Raw genomic sequence first — 23,496 nt, 5'->3', positions numbered from 1 at the left:
TCCGCCCGCTTCCGTATCTGCCGACAGCTCTCCGTGAGCCTTCTCTCTCTTGGTGCAAACAGTTACAAAAGGGTGCACTGGGGGTGCTCGGCACACAGGTGTCGCCCAGGTGCCGTGTATGTTCCGGGGCCGAGAGCCATGGAAGGGACCAATCCGGTGAACAAGAAGCTCGCGGCCGCGCTGTCCGGCGGTGCGGTACTGGTACTGGCGCTGTCCGGCTGCGGCGGCGACGACGAGACGAACGACAAGCTGAACTCCTGGGCCAAGGAGGTCTGCGACTCCGTGCAGCCGCAGATCAAGAAGATCGCGGCGGCCAACGCCTCGATCCAGAAGGAGACCTCGGACGACAGCGCACCGGCGGACGTGCAGAAGGCCGACTCCCAGGGCTTCCAGGACATCTCCGACGCGTACAAGGCGATGGCGACGGCCATTCAGCAGGCCGGGGCGCCCGATGTCGAGGAGGGCGCGAAGAAGCAGAAGGGCGCGGTCGCCGAACTGAACCAGCTGTCGACGGCGTACGGGGAGCTGAAGAAGAAGTCGGACGCGCTGAACACGAAGGACCAGGCGAAGTTCGCGGACGGGCTCGAAGGCGTCGCCACCGAGCTGGAGAAGCTGAGCAAGACCGGGAGCGACGCGCTGAAGGAGCTGGAGAAGGGGGAGGTGGGGCAGGCGATGGCCGATCAGCAGAGCTGCAAGTCCGCGACCTCCTCCGGGGTGGCTTCGGCGCCGGCTTCTTCGACCTAGAGCTGAGCGGGTTTTTTGCCGGCCGTGGGGTGACCGCGCCGGGGGCCGGACAGGCGCCCGGCGGTCGGTGCCGGGCAGGGGCGGGCTCCGCGGCTCGACGGCTGGGCGGTACGAGGTGCCGCCGCGCCCACCGTGCCGCCCCAGCCGCACGATTGCCGCAGCTACGCCTGTGACTCGGTCCTGCCGCTGTGGGGTGGGCGCCGCTCCGACGGCGCGGTGGCCAGCAGCTGAGCCGGGTCACGATGCGCGGCTACGCTGAGCGGTGTGAGTGACTCCAGGCTGTCTTCTCTGCCCTCTGTCGACCGGTCCGACGTAGCTGCCCGGTTGCGTGACGCGCTGCTCGGCGTGGATTTCACCGCCGACGGGCTTCTTGAGCTGCTCGGTGCCTCCGCGTACGCGGCCCTGGCGCGGAGTGAGGTCGTGCCGGCGCTCAGGGCGACGCGGGGGGACACGGCACTGGAGGCGCTTGCGCGGTTGTTCCTGTTGCAGCAGGCGGTTCCCCACGCGCGCGTGGAAGGTGTGCTGCCTGTTGACGCGTGCGTGGAGAGTGGGTGGCTCGTTCGCGTCGGTGCGGGCGGCGACGAGATCGCCGCCGCCGTCGACGTGCGGCCGTACGGCGGGCCCGGTGGTGAGGACTGGTTCATCGTGTCCGACCTGGGCTGCGCGGTTGGCGGGGCCGGGGGGATCGGGAGCCAGGACGAGGGTGTGGTGCTGGGGGTCGGCGGGGCGTCCACGACCCTGGCCGGGATCACCGTGCGGACGGCTGTCGGGGCCGCCCTCGACCTCGGGACCGGTTCCGGCATCCAGGCGCTGCACGCCGCGCAGCACGCCACGCGCGTGACCGCGACCGACCTCAACCCGCGCGCGCTGCACATCACGGCGCTCACGCTGGCGCTATCCGGAGCCCCGGCGGCCGATCTGCGTCAGGGCTCTCTCTTCGAACCGGTCCGGGCCGACGAGACGTACGACCTCATCGTGTCCAATCCGCCGTTCGTGATCTCGCCCGGTGCCCGGCTGACGTACCGCGACGGCGGGATGGGCGGGGACGATCTGTGCCGCACGCTCGTTTCGCAGGCGGGGGTGCGGCTGAACGACGGTGGGTTCGCGCAGTTCCTCGCCAACTGGCAGCACGTGGAGGGGGAGGACTGGCAGGAGCGGCTCAGGTCGTGGGTGCCGCGCGGGTGCGACGCGTGGATCGTGCAGCGGGAGGTCCAGGACGTCACGCAGTACGCGGAGTTGTGGCTGCGGGACGCGGGCGACCACCGTGGTGACGTGGCCGAGTACCAGGCGCGGTACGACGCGTGGCTCGACGAGTTCGAGGCGCGGAAGGTGAAGAGCGTCGGGTTCGGGTGGATCACGCTGCGGAAGGCGGCTGTCGCGGACTCCGAACCCTCGATCACCGTCGAGGAGTGGCCGCATTCGATCGAACAGCCGCTCGGCGAGACCGTGCGGCAGCACTTCGCGCGCGTCGACTACCTGCGGGCGAACGACGACGCGGCGCTCCTCGCCGCGCACTTCCGACTCGCCGCCGAGGTCGTCCAGGAGCAGGTCGGACTGCCCGGCGCCGAGGACCCCGAGCATGTGGTGCTGCGTCAGAACCGGGGTATGCGCCGGGCCACGAAGGTGGACACGGTCGGCGCGGGATTCGCCGGTGTGTGCGACGGCACGCTCAGCGCGGGGCGGATTCTGGACGCCATCGCCCAGCTCGTCGGCGAGGACGCGGTGGCGCTGCGCGACCGGACACCGGTCCAGATCAGGCTCCTCGTCGAACAGGGGTTCATCGAACCGGCTCGGTGAACCGCCGGGGCGGATGAGGAGGCTGCGGCACTGGCGAGAAGGGTGCGGCCCCCGCGAGCAGGGACCGGCAGCGGCGAGTGGCCCCGCACGGATGTGCGGCCCCGCACGGATTCGCGTACCGCGCACGGTTCGCACGAACCGCGCAGGACTCGCGGACCCGCAGGGATTCGCGGACCCGGTGACCATTTCCGTACCGTCCGATGACGGTACTGGTACCCCGCGCGGCGCCCGTCCCCGTGACGTGTGAGGCGTGGGCGCACCCCTGGGGCGCGTGTGTCTCCTCTGCCTGGATTGATACGTAAAAGGGCTCCTGTCAGTGGTGCGTGCGAAGCTATTTTCAAGAGACGGATTCGACGTGTCCTCGGGGGAGGCACGCGCTGTCTCTGGGGGATCGGGGGGTCGCGATGGCGGGGGCTATGCCGGCGGAGGGCCGGGGAAGGCTCATCAACGACCGGTACCGACTACTGCGCACTCTGGGCGCGGGCGGCATGGGCCGGGTCTGGCTCGCGTACGACGAGGAGTTGGCGTGCGAGGTCTCCATGAAGGAGATCTCCATGCCCGATGTCCCCATGGACTCGACCGAGCCCGCCCAGCGCATCGCGCGGGCCCGCAGCGAGGCCCGGCACGCCGCGCGGCTGCGCGGACACCCGCATGTGGCGACGGTCCACGACGTGGTGCTCCACGACGGCCTGCCGTGGATCGTCATGGAGTACGTGCCGGACGCGATCGATCTCCAGGCGGTCGTACGGCAGCGCGGGCCGCTCCCGCCCTCGCAGGTCGCCCGGATCGGGCTCGCCGTCCTCGACGCGCTCACGGCGGGACACCGGATCGGCATACTGCACCGGGACGTGAAACCGGCCAACATCCTGCTGGCCGCCGACGCCTCGGGCGACCCCTACGCGCGCGTACTGCTCACCGACTACGGCATCGCGCTGCAGCCGGAGTCCCACGAACCCCGGCTCACCGCCACCGCCGGCATCCTCGGCACCCCCGGATACCTGGCCCCGGAGCGCGCACGGGGTGAGCCGCCCACTCCGGCCGCCGACCTGTTCTCGCTCGGCGCCACGCTGTACGCGGCGGTCGAGGGGCGCGGCCCCTTCGACCGGCACGGCGAGTACGCGACGCTCACGGCCCTTCTCGGCGAGGAGCCGACGCCGCCCGCCCGCGCCGGTGAACTGGCCACCGTCCTGCACGGCTTGCTCATCAAGGACCCGGTGCGCCGGCTGTCGCCGGAGGCGGCGGCACGCGGACTGGAGCGGGTGGCCGGCGCGGGCGGCGAGCCGACCCCACCGGGCTGGGGAACCACCCCAGCGTCGGCGCCCGGGAGCTTCGGCCCGGCTCCCGGTACGCCCGGTACACCGGGTACGCCCGGCGGTCACGCGGCCGCCGGTGCGCCCCCGGGGTACGTGGCGAGTGCGCCGCCCGGGTACGTGGCCGCCGGGCAGCACGGCCTCGGAGGCACACCGAACACACCGGGCGCACCCCACACGCCGTACACACCACAGACCCCGGGCGCCCCGCACACACCCGGCGCGTCGCCCTCGGCGCCGAACACCCCGAACACCCCGGCGGGCGGCCCGTCACCGTACGACCCGTGGCAGCAGGGGCAGCAGCCACGGAGTCCCTACGCCGGCTACAACCCGTACGGGGGCGGCAGGCCCACGCCGTACGGCGGCGGCGGCCAGGCGCCGGCGTACGGCGGCACCCTCCCCTACGCGGCCAACCCGTCGACGCCGTACGGAGGCGGCGGGGCCCAGCCGCCGGGGAACGCGGGGTATCCGACCATCACGGCCGGAGGACCGCCGCCGCCCGGTGGGCCGAAGCGGAAGATGCCCGCGGCGGCGATCCTCGCGATCGTGGTCTCCGTGCTGCTGGTGGCGGGCGGCGGGACCTGGGCCGCGGTGAACCTGACGGGCGATCCGGATCCCAAGCCCTCCGACACCCCGGAAGCGCTCGTGTCGCAGCCGGGCTCGGAGTACCCCTACGGCGAGCAGGCGGCCCTCAAGAAGCCGCTGGAGGTGGGGGACTGCGTCAAGGCGGTCTGGACGGGGGCGGCGTTCGCGTCGGTGCCCGACCTCGGGGTGGTGGATTGCGACGAGGACTGGCCGGACGGGCAGGTCGTGGCGATGGAGACGGCGTCGGACCATGCCGACGCCAAGGCAGGCGGCGCGCGGCGCTGCGCCAGCCAGGCCGACGCGATGGCCGAGGCCCTGCCCGACGCGGGGGTCTACGCGCTCGTCCCGACGAAGGCGGGCTTCGCCGCGGCCAAGGGCGGCACGGCGTGTCTCGTACTCGGCAAGCACGTCCCGATCGGTGGCGAGGTGGGCCGGTTCCGTGACGTGGGCATGAACCTGTGGCCCACTCAGATGGCCGTCGGCGACTGCTGGGACTACACCACGAGGGAGGAAGAGGGGTACGACGCCCCACTGACCGACTGTGCCGAAGCGCACACCGACCAGGTCGTCGGATCGGTCCAGGCACCCGCCAACATGACCTTCGACGGCGCCCTCGCCGAAGGGGGAAAGCTGTGCACCAACAGGTTCGAGTCGAGTTGGGCGCCCGGCGCTGACCTGATCGTGTCGGGATGGGTGTCCGACAAAGAGGAGTGGAAGAAGGGCTTCAACAAGGTGGTGTGCACGGTGCGCAACGCCGACGTGTCGAGGACGACAGGGAAGATATCCACGCCCGGCTCGGTCTGAGGGCCCCGGACGCCTCGCGTTCACCTGGGGTTCGCGCGCCCGCTTCCCGTCCGTGCCAGCCTCCCGTCCCGGGGCAGTCGAGGGGTGGGAGGACGGGACATGGAGAGCGGACCGGCGATCTTCGCGGGGGTGGTGTTCGCCCTGTTCGGGGGCGGGCTGCTGCTGTGGACCGTGACGCGGCTGCGCCGGGGCGAGCCGGTCGCCCAAGGGGTGCGGCCCGCGCTGTCGGCGACGCTCGCGAGCGTCGCGGCGGTCACCGCCCTCGTGCTCGGCGCGTGGTGCCTCACGCGGATCTGAGCGGGCCCGGTGAGCCGGTCCGGGGAGCGCGCCGGGCGACCGGGATGTGACCCTCCGCATAGGACCGAAGGGATCGCTGAACACGCCGGGCGGCAGGAATGGCGGTAGTCGGGTTACCGTTCGAGTGGCCGTTGCGGGCTTTTCCCGTTTGACACGGGGGCGGGATGTACCGTCACACTCCGCAGCGTCAGCATGACCCGACCCCCGGGCCGGCCGCCGAGCCCCGTGCGAGGCAACGGCATTCCGGGGGCCCGCCCCGGGACGCAAGCCCGGGGAACCCCAGCGTCGACCGGAGAGAAGAGCGAAGTTGTCCCCGACCAGCGAGACCTCGAAGGGCGGCCGCCGACTCGTCATTGTCGAGTCGCCTGCCAAGGCGAAGACGATCAAGGGCTATCTCGGCCCCGGCTACATCGTCGAGGCGAGCGTGGGGCACATCCGCGACCTTCCCAACGGCGCCGCGGAGGTGCCCGAGCAGTACACCGGCGAGGTGCGCCGCCTCGGCGTGGACGTCGAGCATGACTTCGCGCCCATCTACGTGGTCAACGCGGACAAGAAGGCGCAGGTCAGGAAGCTCAAGGACCTCCTGAAGGAGTCCGACGAACTCTTCCTCGCCACCGATGAGGACCGCGAGGGCGAGGCCATCGCCTGGCACCTCCAGGAGGTGCTCAAGCCCAAGGTCCCGGTCAAGCGGATGGTCTTCCACGAGATCACCAAGGCCGCGATCCAGGCCGCCGTCGCCAACCCGCGCGAGCTGAACCAGAAGCTGGTCGACGCCCAGGAGACCCGCCGCATCCTCGACCGCCTCTACGGCTACGAGGTCTCGCCGGTCCTGTGGAAGAAGGTCATGCCGCGTCTGTCGGCGGGCCGCGTCCAGTCCGTCGCGACCCGGCTCGTCGTGGAGCGGGAGCGCGACCGGATCGCGTTCCGCTCGGCCGAGTACTGGGACCTGACCGGCACCTTCGCGACCGGCCGCGCCGGTGACGCCTCCGACCCGTCGTCCCTGGTCGCCCGTCTGCAGTCCGTCGACGGCCGCCGAGTCGCCCAGGGCCGTGACTTCGACTCGGTCGGGCAGCTCAAGGGCGCGAACATCCTGCACCTGGACGAGGCGAACGCCCACGCGCTGGCCGCCGCCCTGGAGAACACCCGGTTCTCGGTCCGGTCCGTCGAGTCCAAGCCGTACCGCCGCTCGCCGTACGCCCCCTTCCGCACGACGACGCTGCAGCAGGAGGCCTCGCGCAAGCTCGGCTTCGGGGCCAAGGCGACGATGCAGGTGGCGCAGAAGCTGTACGAGAACGGCTTCATCACCTATATGCGTACGGACTCCACGACGCTCAGCGAAACCGCCGTGAACGCCGCCCGCGCCCAGGTCACGCAGCTGTACGGCGCCGACTACCTGCCGGCCCAGCCGCGGACGTACGCCGCGAAGGTCAAGAACGCGCAGGAGGCGCACGAGGCGATCCGCCCCTCGGGTGATCGTTTTCGCACGCCCGCCGAGACCGGCCTGACCGGCGACCAGTTCAGGCTCTACGAGCTGATCTGGAAGCGGACAGTCGCCTCCCAGATGAAGGACGCGACGGGCAACAGCGTCACGGTCAAGATCGGTGGCACCGCCTCCGACGGCCGGGACGCCGAGTTCAGCGCCTCCGGCAAGACGATCACCTTCCACGGCTTCCTCAAGGCCTACGTCGAGGGCGCCGACGACCCGAACGCCGAGCTGGACGACCGCGAGCGCAGGCTGCCGCAGGTCGGCGAGGGTGACGCGCTCTCCGCCCAGGAGATCACGGTCGACGGGCACGCCACCAAGCCTCCGGCCCGCTACACCGAGGCGTCGCTGGTCAAGGAGCTCGAAGACCGGGAGATCGGCCGCCCGTCGACGTACGCGTCGATCATCGGCACGATCCTCGACCGGGGATACGTGTTCAAGAAGGGCACGGCCCTGGTGCCGTCGTTCCTGAGCTTCGCCGTGGTCAATCTGCTGGAGAAGCACTTCGGACGGCTCGTCGACTACGACTTCACCGCCAAGATGGAGGACGACCTCGACCGCATCGCGCGCGGCGAGGCCCAGGCGGTGCCGTGGCTCAAGCGCTTCTACTTCGGCGGGAGCACGGGGGCGAACGGCACCGCGGCCGAGGCCGGCAACGGCGACGGGGACCACCTCGGCGGTCTGAAGGAACTGGTCACCGACCTGGGTGCGATCGACGCCCGCGAGGTGTCGTCCTTCCCCGTCGGCGACGGCATCATGCTGCGTGTCGGGCGCTACGGCCCGTACGTTGAGCGCGGTGAGAAGGACTCCGAAGGGCACCAGCGGGCGGACGTGCCCGAGGACATGGCCCCGGACGAGCTGAGCGTCGAATTCGCCGAGGAACTGCTCGCCAAGCCGAGCGGTGACTTCGAGCTCGGTGCCGACCCGGTCTCGGGTCACCAGATCATCGCCCGCGACGGCCGCTACGGCCCGTACGTCACCGAGGTGCTCCCCGAGGGCACCCCGAAGACCGGCAAGAAAGCGGTCAAGCCGCGTACGGCCTCGCTGTTCAAGTCGATGTCGCTGGACACGGTGACGCTGGCCGACGCGCTGAAGCTGATGTCGCTGCCGCGGACCGTCGGCGCCGACGCCGAGGGCCAGGAGATCACCGCGCAGAACGGGCGGTACGGGCCGTATCTGAAGAAGGGCACGGACTCGCGTTCGCTGCAGACCGAGGACCAGCTCTTCACGATCACCCTTGAAGAGGCGCTGGCGATCTACGCCCAGCCCAAGCAGCGCGGGCGGGCCGCCGCCAAGCCGCCGTTGAAGGAGCTGGGCGAGGACCCCGTCAGCAAGGCGCCGGTCGTGGTGAAGGACGGCCGCTTCGGGCCGTACGTCACCGACGGCGAGACCAACGCGACGCTGCGGTCCGCGGACAGCGTGGAGACGATCACGCCCGAGCGCGGGTACGAGCTGCTCGCGGAGAAGCGGGCGAAGGCTCCCGTCAAGAAGACGGCGAAGAAGGCGCCCGCGAAGAAGACGGCGACCAAGACTGCCGCGAAGAAGGCTGTGCCGGCGAAGAAGACCGCTGCCAAGAAGACGGCGACTTCGAAGACGGCCGCGGCCAAGAAGGCGGCTCCCGCGAAGAAGACGACGGCGGCTGGGGAAGGCGCCTAGCCAAGTCGCTCGGGGGTGTGGGCGCGGGTACGGGCGCGGGTGCTTCTGCGGCTGCGGGCCGAGTGTGGCTGGTCGCGCAGTTCCCCGCGCCCCTTTGGGGGCGGTGGTGCCGAGGGTGGCTGAAATGGGTCGCCTTGGTTTTGCTGAAGGTGTGCGGGTTTTGTGCGACTTGGTTGTGCGGCGTGCGTGCGTTCGGGCGCTGCTTCGGAGTGTCGGTGGGTGCCGATAGGCTGAAAGCATGATGCGAGCCGAGCAGCCGACGGCCCACAACCCGGCCTCCGACGACGCCCTGGTAGTGGATTCCAGGGAGCGCGCCGTGCGGGCGCTGCTGCGCCGACCTCAGCTGAAACGGTTGTGGAGCGCACAGCTCGTGGGCGGTGTGGGCGATGTGCTCGCACTGTTCGTGCTGGTGCTCCTCGCCTTCCAGGCGGCGATCAGCGAAGGTTCCTTCGGCGGTGGATACCGGGGCGTCGCCCTGACGGTCGCGGCCGTCTTCGGTACGCGTGCCCTCGCGACACTGCTCTTCGGGGCCGTACTCCTCGGGCCGCTCACCTCGCTGACCGCGCAGGAGGGGCCGCTCGACCGTCGCTGGACCATGGTCGGCGCGGACGGGGTGCGGGTCCTGCTGCTGATCGTCGCACCCCTGTGGATCGACTGGACGCCGGAGAACGCGCTCGCGGTGCTGTTGGTCACCGCGTTCGTGGCCGGTGTCGCCGAACGGTTCTGGACGATCTGCCGGGAGAGCGCGGCGCCCGCGCTGCTGCCCGCGCCGCCGCCCGAGGGCGCGACCGTACGGCCGCTGCCGGACCACATGGACGCGCTGCGGCGCCTGGCACTGCGTACGGGATTCGTCGCCGTGCCTCTCGCGGCCACCGTCCTCGTCGTCGCGTCGCTGCTCAACAATCTGCTGGGCGCGGGCCTCGACTGGTTCGGGCAGCACCAGGCCGCGCTCGCCTCGTACGTCGCCGCCGGGCTGTTCGCCGCCTCGCTGTCCCTGGTGACCTTCCTCGAACTGCCTAAGACACGCACCCCGCGCGCGCGGTCGCCGCTGGAGGGGCTGCGCCGGCCCAAGACCGGCACCGGTGTGGACAAGGGCCGTACGGGTGCGATCCCGCTCCTGGTGCCGGCGTGCGGCGCGGTCGCCGGTGCGGTCGCGGCCGCTGTCGCCGTCGCCGTGCTGCACGCCAAGGACCTGGGCGGCGGGCCGGTGCTGTACGGGCTGTTCGTCGTCGCGCTGACGGGTGGCGTGGTCGTCGGGATCCGTCGGGCGCCGTCCGTGCTGCCCTCGCTGTCCCGGCGCCGGCTGCTCGCCCTCGCGATCGCCTTCACCGGTGTCGCGCTGCTCGCCGCGGGGCTGACGCCGGATGTCACGAGTGTGGTGCTGATCCTGGGGCTGGCCGGTGTCGGCGCGGGGGTCGCCGCCAACACCGGGCACACGCTGCTCGACCAGGAGGCCGAGGACTTCCGGCGGGCGCGAACCACCGAGCATCTGCATGCCGTCGTCCGGGTGTTCGTGGCGCTGGCGGTGATCGTCGCTCCGCTGGTCGCCGCCGTCATCGGGCCGCACCGGCTGGAGAGCGGCAGGTTCGTGTTCGCGCACGGAGGTGCGGCGTTCACGTTGATGCTGGTGGGCGCGTTGCTGCTGCCCGTGGCCGCGCTGGTGCTGGCCAAGGTCGACGACCGGTCCGGCGTGCCGCTTCGGCAGGATCTGCGGGACGCGTTGCTGAAGGGCGACGACCCGGCACAGGCACCCGCCGGGACCGGGTTCTTCATCGCTCTGGAGGGCGGTGACGGGGCCGGGAAGTCCACCCAGGTCGAGGCGCTCGCCGAGTGGATCCGGGCCAAGGGACACGAGGTCGTGGTGACGCGGGAGCCGGGGGCCACTCCGGTGGGCAAGCGGCTGCGGTCGATTCTGCTGGACGTGTCGAGTGCCGGGCTGTCGAACCGGGCAGAGGCGCTTCTCTACGCGGCGGATCGTGCCGAGCACGTGGACACCGTGGTGCGGCCCGCGTTGGAGCGGGGCGCGGTCGTCATCTCCGATCGGTACATCGATTCGTCCGTGGCCTATCAGGGGGCCGGGCGGGACCTTTCGCCCACGGAGATCGCCCGGATCTCGCGGTGGGCGACCGCCGGACTCGTGCCTCATCTGACCGTGCTGCTGGATGTGTCGCCCGAGGCGGCGCGGGAGCGGTTCACCGAGGCTCCGGACCGGCTGGAGTCGGAGCCGGCCGAGTTCCACGAGCGGGTGCGGGCGGGCTTCCTGACGCTGGCCGCCGCGGATGCCGGTCGGTATCTGGTGGTCGACGCCGCGCAGGATCCCGAGGCCGTGACCACGGTGGTCCGGCATCGGCTCGACGTGCTGCTGCCGCTGTCCGAGGCCGAGGTGAAGGCGCAGGAGGAAGCCCGGCGCAAGGCCGAGGAGGAAGCGCGGCGCAAGGCCGAGGAAGAGGCCGCGCGGAAGGCCGAGGAAGAGCGGCTGGAGCGGGAGCGTCAGGAGGAGCTCGCGCGGCTGCGGGCCGAGGAGGAGGAGCGCAAGCGGCGCGAGCTGGAGGAGGCTCAGCGGCGCGAGGCGGAGCGGCAGGCGGAGGAGGCCCGGCAGCGAGCCGAGGAAGCGCGTCGCCGTGCCGAGGAGGAGCAGGCGCGGCTCCTCGCGGAGGAGAAGGCCCGTGCCGAGCAGGAGGAACGGCGGCGGGTCGAGGAGGAACGGCGTCGCAAGCAGGCCGCGGAGGAGCAGCGGTTGCGGGCGGAGGCGGAAGCGCTCCGCCTGGAGAAGCAGCGAAAGGCCGAGGAGGCATTGCTCCGGGCCGAGGATGCTCGGAGGGTGGCCGCCGCGGCGGAGGCCGAGCGGGCGGCTCGGGTCGAGGCGGAGAGGGTCGCGGCGGAGCGGGCTGAGGCCGAGGCCGCGGCGGAGTCCGAGCGGGGGGCTCGGGCTGCGGCGGAGCGTGCTGCTGAGGCTGGGCGGGATGCTCGGGCCGCCGCTGAGGCTGAGGCTGGGCGTGTTGCCGAGGCCGGGCGCAGGCGCTCTGCCGGGGTTTCGAGGGGCGACGATGCGGTCACGGTGGCTACGCCGCTTGTGACGCCGACGAACGCGTCGGGTGGGCCTGCGGACGAGACGGCCGTGTTGCCTCCGGTGCGGGGGGATGGGCCGGGTGCGGCGGGTTCGTCCGGTGGGGCGGACTCCGAGACGACGGCGAAGCTGCCCAAGCCGCCGGTGCCTTCTTCGGGGGCGGCCGCGGAGGATGAGACCGCGGTGCTGCCGCCGGTGCCTTCGGGGGCGGCCGATGAGACGGCTGTACTGCCGCCGGTGCACGACGATCGGGTGCCGCCGGGGTACTTCCGGGACGAGCGGCCGGGGCCCGACGGGGCGGAGGGGCGGACGCGGGAGCTTCCGCAGGTCGACGAGCAGGGGGCGCCGCGGCGGCGGCCCCGGTCGGACTGGGCCGAGGAGACGCCCCTGGACGATCTGCCCACGCTGGCGGACGAGCTGTTGGGGCCGCATGGTGAGGACGACGCCGATGACGGGCGGGGCTGGGGTCGGCGGCGTCGGTGAGTTGAGCCGGCTTGTGCGCGGATGGTTCGCGGGCGGGGGCTCGTGTGCGCACGGCTCGTGTGCTGGCCGGTGAGCTGGGCTGAGCCGGCGTTCGCGTGCGGTTGCCTGTGGGTCGGGGCCGTGCCGGTGCGTCAGCCCGTCGCTTGGTGCCCTACTGCTCGGGGTTGGATCGATCCGGGTGACTTCTCTGGGCCGCTGTATGCGACGGGCTTGATGCACCGGCACGGCCCCTTCCGTGCGTGGGCGGCTGATTCGGCTTCGTGACGTGGCCGGCACCGGTGGTGGGGTGTGGTCGTGCGCGGGGTGGGTTGTCGGTGGGGGCGCGCACAATGGGGCGTGGTGAGGTCTTGTGGGACGGAGGGTGGTGGGTCATGGCCGTGTGGGACGACCTGGTGGGGCAGGAGCGGCTGAGTGGTCAGCTCGATGCGGCTGCTCGGGATGCGGACGCGATCGTCACGGCGGCGATGACCGGGACCGCCCCTCCGGAGGCGTCGAAGATGACGCACGCGTGGTTGTTCACGGGGCCGCCGGGGTCGGGGCGGACCACGGCGGCGCGGGCGTTCGCGGCGGCGCTGCAGTGTGTGAGTCCGGACCGGGCACTCGGCGGGAGTCCGGGATGCGGGTTCTGTGACGGGTGCCATACGGCGCTGGTGGGGACGCACGCGGATGTCAGCACCGTGGCGGCGGTGGGCACGCAGATTCTGGCCGACGACATGCGGGACACGGTGCGGAAATCGTTCACGTCGCCGGCGAACGGGCGGTGGCAGGTGATCCTCGTCGAGGACGCCGAGCGGTTGAACGAGAAGTCGGCGAACGCGGTGCTCAAGGCCGTGGAGGAGCCCGCCCCACGGACGGTGTGGATGCTGTGCGCACCCTCCTTGGAGGACGTGCTGCCGACCATTCGGTCGCGGTGCCGGCATGTCGGGCTGCTCACACCGTCGGTGGACGCCGTCGCGGACATGCTCGTACGGCGTGAGGGCATCGAGCCGGAGGCTGCCGCGGTGGCTGCTCGGGCCACCCAGGGGCACATCGAGCGGGCCCGGCGGCTGGTCACCGATCCGCGGGCTCGGGAGCGCCGGGCCGCCGTGCTGAAGCTGCCTTTGCGGGTCGAGGACATCGGGGGGTGTCTCAAGGCCGCGCAGGAGTTGGTGGACGCCGCTTCGGAGGAGTCGAAGCAGCTGGCCGAAGAGGTCGACACCAAGGAGACCGAGGAGCTGCGGACGGCGATGGGCGCGCAGGGCGGGCGGATGCCGCGCGGTACGGCGGGGGTGATGAAGGACCTGGAGGACAAGCAGAAGCGGCGGCGTACGCGGTCGCAGCGGGACAGCCTGGATCTCGCGCTGACCGAGCTCACCGGGTTCTACCGGGATGTTCTGGTCCTGCAGTTGGGGTCGCGGGTCGCGCTCGCCAATGTCGAGGTGCAGGACACCTTGGAGCGGATGGCGCGGGGCGGCACGCCGGAGTCGACCCTGCGGCGGATCGACGCGATCGCGGCCTGCCGGGAGGCGCTGGAAAGGAACGTGGCGCCCCTGCTGGCCGTGGAGGCGATGACGATGGCGCTGAGGGCCGGGTGACGTGACGGGGGCCGGGCGGCGAGCGTCCAGCGGTCCGTGGAGCGTTCGGTTGACTGTGTCACTCGTACGAGGAGCATTCGTTGCTGTTCGTGATCAATTGAGTGCTTCTGGTTACGCTCGCGAGATGTACACCAGGCGTACTTCCCGGCCGAATCGGCCCCTGCGGGCCGGCGGCGCGTTGCTCGCTGCCGTCGCGCTGCTCGCCGCGGGCTGCTCCTCCGGCGGTTCCAGTACGGCGGCCACGGCGGTGGACGGGGGGCCCGCCCTCGGCGCGCTGCCCCGGGCGACACCGTCGGTGCTGACCTCGTACTACGAGCAGAAGCTGAGCTGGCGCGACTGCGAGATCCCCGGTTTCCAGTGCGCCACGATGAAGGCGCCCCTCGACTACGCGCAGCCGGGCGAGGGCGACATCAGGCTGGCCGTCTCGCGGAGGAAGGCGACCGGGCCGGGTGAGCGGCTCGGCTCCCTGCTGGTCAATCCGGGCGGGCCCGGCGGGTCGGCCGTCGGGTATGTGCAGGGGTACGCGGGCATCGGCTACCCGGCCGAGGTGCGGGCCCGGTACGACATGGTGGCCGTCGACCCCCGGGGCGTGGCCGGCAGCGAGCCGGTCGAATGTCTCACCGGGCGCCAGATGGACACGTACACGCAGACGGACCTCACCCCGGACGACACGGGGGAGACGGGGGAGCTGGTCGCCGCGTACAAACGGTTCGCGGAGGGGTGCGGGCAGCGGGCGCCGCGGCTGCTGCGGCACGTCTCCACGGTCGAGGCGGCCCGGGACATGGACATCCTGCGGGCCGTCCTGGGCGACGAGAAGCTGACGTACGTCGGCGCCTCGTACGGGACGTTCCTCGGGGCGACGTACGCGGGGCTGTTCCCCGAGCGCGTCGGCCGGCTGGTGCTGGACGGCGCGCTGGACCCGACGCTGCCCGCCCACCGGCTCAACCAGGAGCAGACGGCGGGCTTCGAGACGGCGTTCCAGGCGTTCGCGAAGGACTGCGTGAAGCGGAAGGACTGTGTGCTGGGGAGTACGCCCGCACGGGTCGCCGAGAATCTGCGCGCGTTCTTCGAGCGGCTGGACACGCGGTCGCTCCCGACCGGTGACGCGGGTGGCCGACGGCTCGGCGAGTCCCTGGCCACCACGGGGGTGATCGCGGCGATGTACGACGAGGGCGCCTGGCCCCGGCTGCGCCAGGCGCTCACCGAGGCAATCGGGAAGGACGACGGCGCCGGTCTGCTCGCCCTCTCGGACAGCTACTTCGAACGCGGCCCCGACGGCACCTACTCCAACCTGATGTACGCCAACGCCGCCGTGAACTGTCTCGACCTCCCGGCCGCCTACAACACCCCCGAGGAGGTCGAACGAGCCCTCCCCGAGTTCGAGAAGGCGTCCCCGGTGTTCGGCCGGGCCCTCGCGTGGGCCTCCCTGAACTGCGCGTACTGGCCGGTGAAGCCGACGGGCGGACCGCACCGTATCGAAGCGAAGGGCGCCGCCCCGATCGTCGTCGTCGGCACCACGCGCGACCCCGCCACCCCCTACCGCTGGGCCCAGGCCCTCGCGTCGCAGCTCTCCTCCGCCCGCCTCCTCACCCATGACGGCGACGGCCACACCGCCTACGGCCGCGGCAGCGCCTGCGTCGACTCCGCGATCAACGCCTACCTCCTCCGCGGCACGCCCCCGGCCGATGGAAAGCGCTGCTCAGCCTCCTGAACGCCGACCGGGCCGCCAGCCCGTCCGGGCCCGTCCCGGGGGGCTCCGGCCCCTGGCTCGGAGCACCCCGGAAACTGTGTAGACTTACCGGCGTTGCTGATCGCACCATGGTGCGGACGGCGCGCCGCCTTAGCTCAGATGGCCAGAGCAACGCACTCGTAATGCGTAGGTCTCGGGTTCGAATCCCGAAGGCGGCTCTGTAGAAGCCTCAGGACTCACTCGCCGTGACCTGGGGCTTTTGCTTTTACCGGATGCGGCGACGACGCTGAGCGCGTACTGCCTTGCGGTCCCTGGTCTCAGTTGTGGTCTCAGTGGCGGGTTCCGGCGTGGGCATGAAGTGGTCGCCCATGCGGCGCATCGCGTCCTTGGAGAGGTGAGATCGGCCCTTCACGTACCTCCGGGTCTGGCTGATCTGGGTGTGCCGCAGGATCTCCATGATCGTGGGCATGTCGACCCCGAGTTCGTTGAGGATCGTGCCGGCGGTGTGGCGGCTTCCGTCGTACAGGCGGCGGTCGTCGATGCCAGCCTCGGCGAGCAGTTCTTTGAACTCTGACCAGTCCGTCCGGGGGTCGAGGGGGCGGCCGTCTGGGCGGGTGAAGAGTGCGTTGTGCTCCTGCCATTCGTCGCCGGCGGCGGCGCGCATTTCTTCCTGCTGCGCCTTGTGTTCGATCAGGTACGGGATGAACGGCGGCGGGATCGGCACGGGGTTGGTGCTCTTCTTGGTCTTGGGTCGGGTGAAGACCAGTCCTCCGTTCTTGCGCTCGGGGCATGCGGTGGCGTGCTTCCGGCAGTCCTTCGGGCACGGCTTGAGGCAACCGCGCTTGTAGTTCTTGTGCGTACGACAGTCCGGCGGGCACGGCTCGAACCGATGGAGGCGTTCGCCGCAGGCGTGGATGTCCGTGCAGCCGTGGCGCCAGGTGAGGCGTTGAAGCTGCCACTGGGGGGTGGAACAGCTCCGCCTCGAAGTCGACGTAAGGCCAGCGCAGGCCCAGGGCTTCCCCTTGTCGGCCCATGCCGACGCCCACACACCAGCGCATGAAGGTGGGGCGCTTGGCGGCGGCTTCCAGGAAGGCTGGGCCTTGACCGCGCACCCTCAGAATTCACCGCTCGGGCGACCGTGCAGCGGCAGCGGGCCAGCGGCGGGGACTGGGTAGCCCACGCGGCGGAGGTCGCGTCCAAGAAGCACTACGCGTCGATGACCAGTCCTTTGGCTTCAAGTACCGCGGCCAGGTTGCTCACCTCGATCACGCTCTTTCCGGAGCGGTAGGCGGCGATGTACGCGTCTTCGGCGTCGACGCGCTCCTGGCTTTTGCGTACGACGTCGGCCACGTCCTCGCGTCGTACGACCACGACGCCGTCGGCGTCCGCACGTACTACGTCTCCGGGGCGGATGATCTCGCCGCCGATCAGTACCGGTTCGGCCATCGGCCCGATGGTCTCCTTGACGGTGCCCTTGATGCAGACGCTGTACGAGAACACCGGGAAGCCGAGCGTGCGCAGCTCCTGGGTGTCGCGGACGCCGGTGTCGGTGACCAGACCGCCAAGTTCCTTGGCCACGCAGGCGTTTGCGAGGACGTCGCCGAAGGAGCCGGCTTCCGCGTACTCGCCGGCGGAGACCACGATGACGTCGCCGGGCTGTGCGTGGGCGATGGCGACCTGAAGCATGATGTTGTCGCGGGGCGCGCAGCGCACGGTGAACGCGGGGCCGCACAGGGACATGGCGGAGTCGACCGGTTTGATCGTCGAGTCGAGTGCGCCGAGGCGGCCCTGTGCCTCGTGGATGGTGGCGGCGGAGTATGTGCTCAGCTGCGCGATGAGCGCCGGATCGGGCCGGTCGAACTTGGTGTTGACGTGAAGAACCATGTCGCTCCTCCAGGGGCCTGAAAGGTCAGAGAGGTCAGGAGAGTTCCGCGCAGGCGCGGGCGATGCCCTCGCAGGCCTCGGTGAGGACGTCGGCCGACGTCGCGAAGGAGATACGGAAGTAACCCGGTGCGCCGTATGCGCCGCCGTGGATCACCGCTACCTGCTGTGACTCCAGCAGGTAGCGGGTGAACTCCTCGTCCGTGCGGATCACTTCGCCCGTGGGGGTCCGCTTCCCGAGTACGTCTGCGCAGCTGACGAAGGCATAGAAGCCGCCGCTGGGTGGCGTGCAGGACAGGCCCGGGATGTCGTTGACCAGCTTCACCGTCACGTCGCGGCGGCCGCGGTAGACGGCGACACACTCGCGTACGAAGTCCTGGTCTCCGGTGAGCGCGGCGGCCGCGGCGGCCTGGCTGATCGACGACGGGCACGACGAGATCTGCGACTGGAGGGTGTTGATCGCCGCCACCAATGAGGCGGAGCCGACTCCGTAACCGATGCGCCAGCCGGTCATCGCGTAGGTCTTGGAGACGCCGTTGGTGAGGAACACCCGGTCGGTCAGTCGTGGTTCGGCGGCGGCGAGGCTGGGGACCTGGCCCGGCTCGTACCAGATCTCGTCGTAGATCTCGTCGGTCAGTACCTGGACGTGCGGGTGGTCGAGCAACACGTCGGCCAGCGCGTGGAGTTCGTCGACCGTGTAGGCGGCTCCCGTGGGGTTGCCCGGGGTGTTGAGGATGACCCAGCGGGTGCGGGCGGTGATCGCGGACTCCAGCCGCTGCGGGGTCAGCTTGAAGCCGTCCGCTTCGGGGCAGGGCACGATGACCGGTGTGCCGTCGTTGGCGAGCACCATGTCCGGGTACGACACCCAGTACGGCGTGGGGATGACGACCTCGTCGCCCGCGTTCAGGGTGGCCATCAGCGCGAGGAAGATGACCTGCTTCGCTCCGCCGCCGACTGTGATCCGGTCGTCGGAGCAGTGGAGTCCGTGGCGTTCCGCCAGCTTGTGCGCGATGGCGGCCCGCAGCGCCGGTGTCCCGTTGACCGGGGTGTACTTGGTGTCCCCCTGCCGAATCGCCTCGATCGCGGCGGCCTTCACATGGTCGGGGGTGTCGAAGTCCGGTTCACCGACGGTGAGATCGAGGATGTCGAGACCCCGCGCCTTCAGCTCACGTACGCGCTGGGCGGCCGCGGTGCTCGGCGACGGCTTGATGCGGCGTACGCGCTCCGCCACGCCGGAAGTGGTCGAAGTGCCTGCCATCAGCCCTCCCTCCGCTCGAAGTTGAGGCCGCCCGGCACCTGGAACGTCGGCAGGATCTCCACATGGCCGATGTTCACGTGGCGCGGTGAGTCGATCGCGAAGTCGATGGCGTCGGCGATGTCCTCCGGCTTCAGCGACTCGTAGCCGTCGTAGAACTGCCGCTGTGCTTCTTCCATGTCGCCGAGGAGACGGCCGAAGATCTCCGTTTCCACCCGGCCCGGGCAGATCTCGGTGACGCGGATCCGGCGGCCGTATCCGTCGACTCGGAGTTGACGGGAGAGCGTGTGCACGGCCGCCTTGGTGGCGTGGTAGATCGTGTTGCCGCCGAAGTTGTAGACGCCGGCGATCGAGCTGATGTTGACGATGTGCCCGAGGTCGCGTTCGACCATTCCGGGCATGATCAGGCGCACGAGGTGCAGTACGGCCTGGATGTTGACGGCGATCTGCTCGTCGACGGCGAACTCGTCGGCGGTGAGGATGTTTCCGGTGCGGGAGACTCCGGCGTTGTTGACCAGGACGTCGACCTTGAGGCCGCGCAGGGTCTCGGCGAGGGCGGCGGTGTCGGTGATGTCGACGGCGTGCGGGGTGCAGCCCGTACGCCGGGCGAGGTCGTCGAGCCGCTCGGCGTTACGGGCGACGGCGTGGACTTCGAGCCCTTGTTTGGCGAGCCGCTCGACGACCACCGCTCCGATTCCGGTCGAGGCTCCCGTCACCAGGGCGGTCTTGTAGTCGGAAAAGGGCATGCGGGTGCTCCTGGAGAGAGGTGGTGGGGGGTGGGGTGATCGGCCGGGTTATGCGTCGCGCAGTGGCAGGTGTGCCCTGTCCTGCACCCGGGACACGGCGATGAGCGTGCCGAGGGCGGTGACGACCGCGTAGAAGGCGGGCATGTTGACGTTGCCGGTCTTGTCGATGAGGTAGGTCATCAGCAGGGGAGCCGTGCCACCGAAGAGGGCGGCGGAGACGTTGTAGCCGAGCCCGTAGGCGGAGTAGCGCACCCGGGTGGGGAAGAGTTCGACGAGCAGGATGTGAATGACGCCGGTGTGGCCGGCGAAGACGACTGCCATGATGCAGGCGCCGAGGATGGCGAGCGGGACGCTGCCGGTGCCGATGAGCAGGTAACAGGGGATGCCGGCGACCGCCATGGCGACGGCGGCGCTCGCGAGGACCTTCTTGCGCCCGACGCGGTCGGAGAGGCGGCCCATGTAGGGGATCGCTATACAGATGGCCACCAGGCTGGTCGCGGTGACGAGCAGCCCCTGCACCTTGCTGAAGTTCAGCTCGGTGTTCATGAAGGTCGGCATGTAGCCGAACAGCACGTAGTAGCCGGAGCCGTTCATCAGCGGGATGAACAGGGCGAGCAGCATCGCCCGGCGGTGCTCGGCGGAGGAGAAGGCCTCCTTGAGCGGGTTCTTCGACAGGCCGCCGCTCTCCTGGAGGCGGGTGAAGTTGGGGGTGTCGCTGATGCGCTTGCGGATGTAGATGCCGGTGATGCCCAGCGGGACGGCCAGCAGGAACGGGATACGCCAGCCCCACGACTCCATGCGGTCCGAGCCGAGGCCGCTGGTCAGTCCGGCGGCGATCAGCGTTCCGGTGAGCAGGGAGAGGAACGAGGCGATCTGGGCGTAACTGGTGTAGAGACCCCGCTTGCCCTCGGGGGCGTGTTCGGCGAGGAAGCTCATCGCGCCGGCGGCCTCACCGCCGACCGAGAAGCCCTGCGCGACGCGCAGCAGGATGAGCAGGGCGGGGGCTGCGATACCGATGCTCGCGTATGTCGGGAGGATGCCGATCGCCGCCGTCGCGACGCTGATCAGCATGATGACGAAGACCAGCATGCGCTGACGGCCGATACGGTCACCGATGTGCCCGCAGATGATGCCGCCGAGCGGGCGGAAGAAGAACGAGACCGCGTAGCCGAGGAAGACGAACTGGACGGCGGTCGCGTTGTCCGTGTTCGGGAAGAAGACGACGGCCAGGGTGCCCGCCATGAAGCCGAAGATGCCGTTGTCGTAGAGCTCGGCGAAGATGCCGACGCATCCGGCGAGGGTGACCTTGCGCGCGGTTCTCGGATCGACGGTGCTTGGCACCGGCTGAGCGGCCACGGTACTCATGTCGTTCTCCTGTCTGCTGGCAGGCTGGGGGGCTTCCCCCAGGGGGAGAGAGGGACGGCGCGTGCGGGGCTGGGGATGCGCAGGGCGTCGAAGACGGTGCGCACTCGGCTCTGGAGGGCGTGGACGGCGCCACGCTGGGAACGGTGGGCGGCCACCGCCTCGGCGACGGTCCGGCGCCGGAAGCGGACGGACTGGCCCGGTCCGACCTGGCCGAGGGCGGACAGACCGGTCGCGGTCACGACCGCGAGTACCGGATAGCCGGCGGTGACGCCGCGGCCTCGGTGCAGGACGAGCAGCTCGTCGCCCGCGGGGATCTCGACAGCTCCGACGGGTACGCCACGTGAGAGCACCTCGCCGGTCGCGACGCGCCTGGGTATGTCGCCGGCCATCCGCAGTCCGACGTGGTTGCTCTGCGGGCTCACGGTGAACTCCGACCGGAACAGCCGGCCCGCCGTGTCACCGAACTCGGCGAGGTCGGGGCCGTCGGTCACGTCGATCGTCCACGGCGTCGGGAAGCGGGGCACGGGTGCGCGCAGCCGGAACAGCGGGATGCGGAAGTCCGGATGGTCGACGGGCGGGCAGTGCCGCTGGAGTCCGAGCTCGTCGCCGTCGCGCAGTGAGCGGCCGAAGCCGAGGATCGTGTCGGGGGCGCAACTGCCTTGCAGGTAAGGAGCGTTCACCGAGCCGAGCACGGCCAGGTAGACCCGGATGCCGTGCCGGATGCCGCTGATGCGGATCGTCTCGCCGGACCGTACGGAGAGGGGTTCCCACTGCGGTCGTGCGACGCCGTCGACGGTCAGGTCCGCGGGCGCGCCGGTCACCGCGACGAGTACGTCGGTCGACGGCGTGCAGCTGAAGTCCAGAGCGGTGATCTCCAGCAGCGGCGCGCCCTCGTCGTTGCCGCAGAGCACGTTGGCGACGCGGGCGGAGTGCTGGTCGAGCGCGCCGTTGACCGGCAGGCCGTAGCGGGAGCGCCCGAACCGGCCCAGGTCCTGCACGGCCGCCATGCCGGCCCGGTGGATGGTGAGGGTGTCAGCCATGCGACGCCGCCAGGGGCCGGTTCGCGTGGTCGTCCCACTGCTCGGGTGCGATCGGTACGAAGCGGAAGGTGTCGCCGGGCCGGTACGCCGTCAGCGGGTCGGCGTCGAGATCTTCGAGGACGCGCAGGGGAGTGCGGCCGATCAGGGGCCAGCCGCCGGGCGACGGCATCGGGCAGATCACGGCCTGCCGTCCGGCCACCGCGACCGACCCGGGCAGCACCCGCGTCCGTGGCGACGCCAGCCGCGGTACGGGCCGGGGGAACGCAGGTCCGTCCATCATCGGAGCACCCGCCGGTGCGCCGAGGCAGCGGACGGTGAGATCCGCACCGCAGTGCAGCTCCACGACCTCCCGCTCGCTCAGCCCTAGCTGCTCGGCGACAACGGGCAGATCGGGGCCGAACTCGCCGCCATACACCACCGGGACGACGAACCGCCGTGTCCTGGACGGCCGCACCGGACCCTCGCCAAGCCGGTCGGCCTCGTGCCGCAGGACGCGCCGTACCGTTTCGTGATCGGTATCGGTGCAGTCGAACTCGACGAGCAGCGAGTCATAGGTGGGCACGATGCCGTGCACCCCGTCGAGCCGCACCGCGTCGAGCGCGTCGGCCAGGGCGTGCACGACCTGCCAGCCGCGCTCGGCATCCATGCCGATGGCCCTGGCCACGACGGCCGAGTCGCCGCAGTCCACGATCACGACGCCGCTGTCCACGGTGGCGAGGCTGGTGTCCATGTCAGGCGGCCTTGTGGTCGAGCACGTCGGCCAGGGCCGTGATCTTGACGCCGGCGGCAAGCAGATCCTCGCGTACGCGGTGGGCGAGGGATATGGCGCCCGGGGTGTCGCCGTGCAGCAGCACGGTGTCGCAGTCGACGGGAATGTCACGGCCGCCGACACTGCGTACGACGCCCTCGGTCACCATGCGGATCGTCCGCTCGGCGATCTCCCCCTTCTCGTGGATGACCGCGCCCGGCTCGCTCCTCGGCACCAGCGTGCCGTCGTCGCGGTAGGCCCGGTCGGCGATCCCGACGATGCCCACCCGCAGGTCGCGGGCGCGTGCGGCGTCGGCGAGCGCGCCGTCCTGCGCCAGCACGATCAGCGACCGGTCGAGCGAGGCGACCGCGTCGGCCACGGCTGCCGCGTAGTCGGGCCGGGTCGCGACCAGGTTGCCGAGCCGGCCGTGCGGTGCCACATGCCGTACGCGGGTGCCGTGTGCGGCGGCGAACGCCTGGAGCGCACCGATCTGGTAGAGCACGTCGGTGCGGACCTCGTCCGGCGTCAGGTCCATCGCGCGGCGGCCGAACCCGACGAGATCGGGAAAGCTGGGGTGCGCGCCCACGGCCACGCCGCGCTGGACGCAGTGGCGGACGGTGGCGTCCATGATGCGGGGGTCGCCCGCGTGGAAACCGCACGCGACGTTGGCCGATGTGAGCACGTCGAGGAGGGCCTCGTCATCGCCCATGGTGTAGGCGCCGAACCCCTCGCCGAGGTCGGCCACGAGATCAACCGTGTGCGTCATGACGTCCTCCGGGTACCGGATGAATGAAGAAAACGGCGCCTGTAAAGGTGGATTAACAAGGCTGTTACGATTCCCGTGAGATGCGTGGACCGTGCGATCAAGCGACCGGGAAATCGCGTTTCGGTGAACGTAATCCGAACGCGCGAAGGCGGCAAATATGCGTTGTGCGTGACGTAATAGCCGTTGGATATGACCCGGCGCCCGC

Annotated in this window: 15 protein-coding genes, 1 tRNA gene and 1 pseudogene; 9 read left to right on the top strand and 8 right to left on the bottom strand. The window is 70.8% G+C overall.

Annotated features, from left to right (window positions below; genetic code table 11):
• The first annotated feature begins 138 nt into the window (after window positions 1–138).
• The 9 genes from OG622_RS21930 (at window position 139) to OG622_RS21890 (ending at window position 15,708) form a co-directional block, all read left to right on the top strand.
• Window positions 139–744, top strand: a complete 606-nt coding sequence (locus OG622_RS21930) for a small secreted protein (protein ID WP_371578329.1) — start codon at window positions 139–141, stop codon at window positions 742–744.
• A 264-nt stretch (window positions 745–1,008) separates the two neighbouring features.
• A complete protein-coding gene (locus OG622_RS21925) occupies window positions 1,009–2,541 on the top strand; it encodes a methyltransferase (protein WP_371578328.1) in 1,533 nt (510 codons plus the stop codon).
• Between the two features lie 404 nt (window positions 2,542–2,945).
• Window positions 2,946–5,240, top strand: coding sequence for a protein kinase (locus OG622_RS21920; RefSeq protein WP_371578327.1), 2,295 nt, complete (start codon window positions 2,946–2,948; stop codon window positions 5,238–5,240).
• A 99-nt stretch (window positions 5,241–5,339) separates the two neighbouring features.
• Complete coding sequence (locus OG622_RS21915; RefSeq protein ID WP_371578326.1) at window positions 5,340–5,537, top strand: hypothetical protein; 198 nt, start codon at window positions 5,340–5,342, stop codon at window positions 5,535–5,537.
• 307 nt (window positions 5,538–5,844) lie between these two features.
• Window positions 5,845–8,676 (top strand): type I DNA topoisomerase, encoded by a 2,832-nt coding sequence (topA, locus tag OG622_RS21910; protein WP_371578325.1) that lies wholly within the window; start codon window positions 5,845–5,847, stop codon window positions 8,674–8,676.
• 238 nt (window positions 8,677–8,914) lie between these two features.
• Window positions 8,915–12,226, top strand: a complete 3,312-nt coding sequence (tmk, locus tag OG622_RS21905) for a dTMP kinase (RefSeq protein WP_371578324.1) — start codon at window positions 8,915–8,917, stop codon at window positions 12,224–12,226.
• Window positions 12,227–12,597: 371 nt separating this feature from the next.
• Window positions 12,598–13,800, top strand: coding sequence for a DNA polymerase III subunit delta' (locus OG622_RS21900; protein WP_371578322.1), 1,203 nt, complete (start codon window positions 12,598–12,600; stop codon window positions 13,798–13,800).
• 124 nt (window positions 13,801–13,924) lie between these two features.
• The gene (locus OG622_RS21895) at window positions 13,925–15,511 is read left to right on the top strand and encodes an alpha/beta hydrolase (protein ID WP_371578320.1); all 1,587 of its coding nucleotides are present in this window, start codon (window positions 13,925–13,927) and stop codon (window positions 15,509–15,511) included.
• Window positions 15,512–15,634: 123 nt separating this feature from the next.
• Window positions 15,635–15,708 (top strand) — tRNA-Thr (locus tag OG622_RS21890).
• A 47-nt stretch (window positions 15,709–15,755) separates the two neighbouring features.
• On the opposite strand, the pseudogene OG622_RS21885 reads toward OG622_RS21890, so the two are convergent.
• The 8 genes and pseudogenes from OG622_RS21885 to OG622_RS21850 all read right to left on the bottom strand — a co-directional run.
• Window positions 15,756–16,593: pseudogene (locus tag OG622_RS21885) on the bottom strand (tyrosine-type recombinase/integrase); the annotation flags it as partial.
• Window positions 16,594–16,696: 103 nt separating this feature from the next.
• Window positions 16,697–17,374: a 4-carboxy-4-hydroxy-2-oxoadipate aldolase/oxaloacetate decarboxylase gene (locus tag OG622_RS21880; RefSeq protein WP_371578318.1), complete on the bottom strand. Its 678-nt coding sequence runs from the start codon at window positions 17,372–17,374 to the stop codon at window positions 16,697–16,699.
• Window positions 17,375–17,408: 34 nt separating this feature from the next.
• Entirely contained in the window at window positions 17,409–18,629 is a 1,221-nt protein-coding gene (locus OG622_RS21875) for an aspartate transaminase (protein WP_371578316.1), read from the bottom strand.
• The gene (locus OG622_RS21870) at window positions 18,629–19,372 is read right to left on the bottom strand and encodes an SDR family oxidoreductase (RefSeq protein ID WP_371578314.1); all 744 of its coding nucleotides are present in this window, start codon (window positions 19,370–19,372) and stop codon (window positions 18,629–18,631) included. Before OG622_RS21870 ends, OG622_RS21875 begins: the two co-directional genes overlap by 1 nt.
• Before the next feature lie 48 nt (window positions 19,373–19,420).
• On the bottom strand, window positions 19,421–20,737 hold the full coding sequence (locus OG622_RS21865) for an MFS transporter (RefSeq protein WP_371578312.1): 1,317 nt from the start codon (window positions 20,735–20,737) through the stop codon (window positions 19,421–19,423).
• Entirely contained in the window at window positions 20,734–21,777 is a 1,044-nt protein-coding gene (locus OG622_RS21860) for a biotin-dependent carboxyltransferase family protein (protein WP_371578310.1), read from the bottom strand. Before OG622_RS21860 ends, OG622_RS21865 begins: the two co-directional genes overlap by 4 nt.
• Complete coding sequence (locus tag OG622_RS21855; RefSeq protein WP_371578308.1) at window positions 21,770–22,507, bottom strand: allophanate hydrolase subunit 1; 738 nt, start codon at window positions 22,505–22,507, stop codon at window positions 21,770–21,772. Before OG622_RS21855 ends, OG622_RS21860 begins: the two co-directional genes overlap by 8 nt.
• A gap of 1 nt (window position 22,508) precedes the next feature.
• Window positions 22,509–23,291 carry a LamB/YcsF family protein gene (locus tag OG622_RS21850; RefSeq protein ID WP_371578306.1) on the bottom strand — a complete coding sequence of 261 codons (783 nt, stop codon included), beginning with the start codon at window positions 23,289–23,291 and terminating at the stop codon, window positions 22,509–22,511.
• Between the last annotated feature and the right edge of the window lie 205 nt (window positions 23,292–23,496).

It is taken from the genome of Streptomyces sp. NBC_01314 (assembly GCF_041435215.1).
Taxonomy (GTDB): Bacteria; Actinomycetota; Actinomycetes; order Streptomycetales; family Streptomycetaceae; genus Streptomyces.
This window is presented reverse-complemented; position numbering and strand designations above follow the sequence as displayed.